The organism is Micromonospora sp. NPDC051296 (assembly GCF_040682255.1).
Classification (GTDB): Bacteria; Actinomycetota; Actinomycetes; order Mycobacteriales; family Micromonosporaceae; genus Micromonospora; species Micromonospora craterilacus.
Window position 1 is genome coordinate 1 of sequence record NZ_JBFBAO010000606.1, and the last position, 2,156, is coordinate 2,156.

General features: G+C 71.7%; 2 protein-coding genes. Both read right to left on the reverse strand.

What is annotated here, in order from left to right; genetic code table 11:
- On the reverse strand, window positions 1–246 hold a 246-nt coding region (locus AB0M52_RS33425; RefSeq protein ID WP_363961841.1), incomplete at its 3' end, for an acyl carrier protein.
- A gap of 38 nt (window positions 247–284) precedes the next feature.
- Window positions 285–2,024 carry an acyl-CoA dehydrogenase gene (locus AB0M52_RS33430; RefSeq protein WP_363961842.1) on the reverse strand — a complete coding sequence of 580 codons (1,740 nt, stop codon included), beginning with the start codon at window positions 2,022–2,024 and terminating at the stop codon, window positions 285–287.
- Window positions 2,025–2,156 lie beyond the last annotated feature (132 nt).

The window sequence follows — 2,156 nt, forward strand, 5'->3', positions numbered from 1 at the left end:
GGCGACGGCGACGCTGAGCGCGTCGACCGTGGGGTGGTCCCAGACGATCGTGGGCTCGAGGGTGAGGCCCCACTCGTCCTCGATCTCGGCGGCGAGCGTCACGGCGGATACCGAGTCCAGGCCGTAATCGGTCAGCGGCACGTCGGTCGCGATCTCGGCAACCGGCCGGCGGACGTATGTGGCGACCCGGCCGGCCAGCCACGCGGACAGTTCGGTGATCGTGGGTTCGGGTCGGCTGGGCTGCATGGCGGACTCCTTGGCGGTTCGGTGCGATCGGACGGGCATCAGGCGATGTCCGCCAACGGGCGGTCGGTGAGGCCGAAGCTGCGACCGGCCGTGTGCCGCGACCGCAGCTCGCTGACCAGCGGGCCGGTGAGCGCGTCAGGCAGGTCGCTGTCCCAGGGCGATTCGCCGGTACGGGCGGCGATCCGGCGCAGGGCGGCCAGCAGCCACGCCGGTTCGCTCAGGAAGCCGGCGTCGCGCCGGCGGTGCTGAAGCCACACCCCCACGCAGGCCGCCGCGTGAAGCACCGCGATGTAGCGGTCGGTGAGGTCGTACGCCTCGGCGCTCGCCGCCACGGTGAGCTCGGCGGGCGGCAGTACGGCACTGGCGGCGCTCAGCGCGCGCAGTTGGCCGGTGTACCAGCCAAGCAGCCCGCGCAGCTGACGTGCGGTGACAGCGTCCAATCCGGACGTCTCGACGGCGGCGAGGACGGCGCTGAGCCGATCGGCGCCGCGCGCGGTCACCGCGAGCCGGCTGAACGGCACCGGTGGCAACTCGGCTGCAGGGTCGAACAGGGCCTCGGGCGGTAGCTGCAGGTTGCTCCAGGACCGGTTCGCCAGCAGCGGCAACTGCGGCAGGATGGTCATCTGGCAGGCCGCCCGGGCGGCGTGCCCGAACCCGACCGGCTTCAGGTCACGCAGCATCTTCTGGAAGATCCCGTGCTCGCCCGCGCGAAGGTAGGACCGGGCGCCCAGCACCAGCGACAGCTGGTTCATGGCCGGCAACAGCACGCCGGCGACTGTGTACTTGGTGGCGGCCGCGTACACGCTGCACTGTTCCGGCAGCAGGTGGACGGCGCGGGCACAGGTGCGGGCGAACGCCTCGACAGCCAGCAGGTCGACAAACACCTCGGCGAGCGCGGCCCGCAGGTACGGCAGGTCGATCGCTACCCCGCCGTAAAGCCGCCGACGGGTCAGGAAGTCCATGGTGGTGCGCAGCCCGGTGTCGACGATCCCGGTCATCATGGCGGGGAGTACGATCCGGGTGAGCTGGAACGATCGCATGGCCGTCCCGAGCCCGTGACCGGCCGTGCCGAGCACCGCCGACGCAGGCAGTGGGCAGTCGGTGAACTCGGCACCGCCGAGTTGCACACCGCGCATGCCCACGCTGGAAAAGCGCGGCAGGTAGCGCAGGGTGCCGGCAGGCACGGCGGACTTGTCCACGTAGATCTGCGAGTGGCTGCGGCTGCCGGGCCGGGTGTCGGTGCGAACGAACATCACCAGCGCGTCGCTCCGCTGGATGTTGGTCACCACCTCCTTGCGCCCATTGAGCAGCAGGCCGCCTGGGCCAGGCAGTGCGGTGAACTCGGTGCGTGCCATGTCGTTGCCGTGCGCGAGCTCGTGGTAGGCGCAGGCCAACTTCCCGTTGCGCAGCAGCAGGCCAGCGACGGTGGCGGCCTGGCGTTCGTCCGCCGCGGTCCAGACATTGACCGAGGCGATCAGCGAGCTGGCGCCGTAACCGAGGCCGAGGCACGGGTCACGCCGGTACACCGAACGCATCACCTCGATGAGGTGGTCGAGGCGGTTTAGCCGGCCGCCGAACTCGGGCGGCACGAACTCGGCGTTGAGGCCGTACGTGTCCAGCACCCGCTCGCCGGCGGCGCACATCTCGCCACGCTCGTCGGACGCCAGCACCGCGGCGTAGCCGACCGGGTTGCCGTCGTCGGCCGGATCGCCCAGGAGACGCTCCAGCTCGTCGATCCGCACCGGCACACCGGTGGCGGACAGGCCGGCAGCGGTCACCGCCCCTCCTCCCGGGTCGTCACCGGGAGCAGCGACGGTGGATCCTCGGTGGCCAGGTAGTGTTCGGCCATCCGGTCGGTCACCTCGGCCGCGGCGGCCGGCGTGCTGCCGCGCAGACCGCCGAGTACCCGG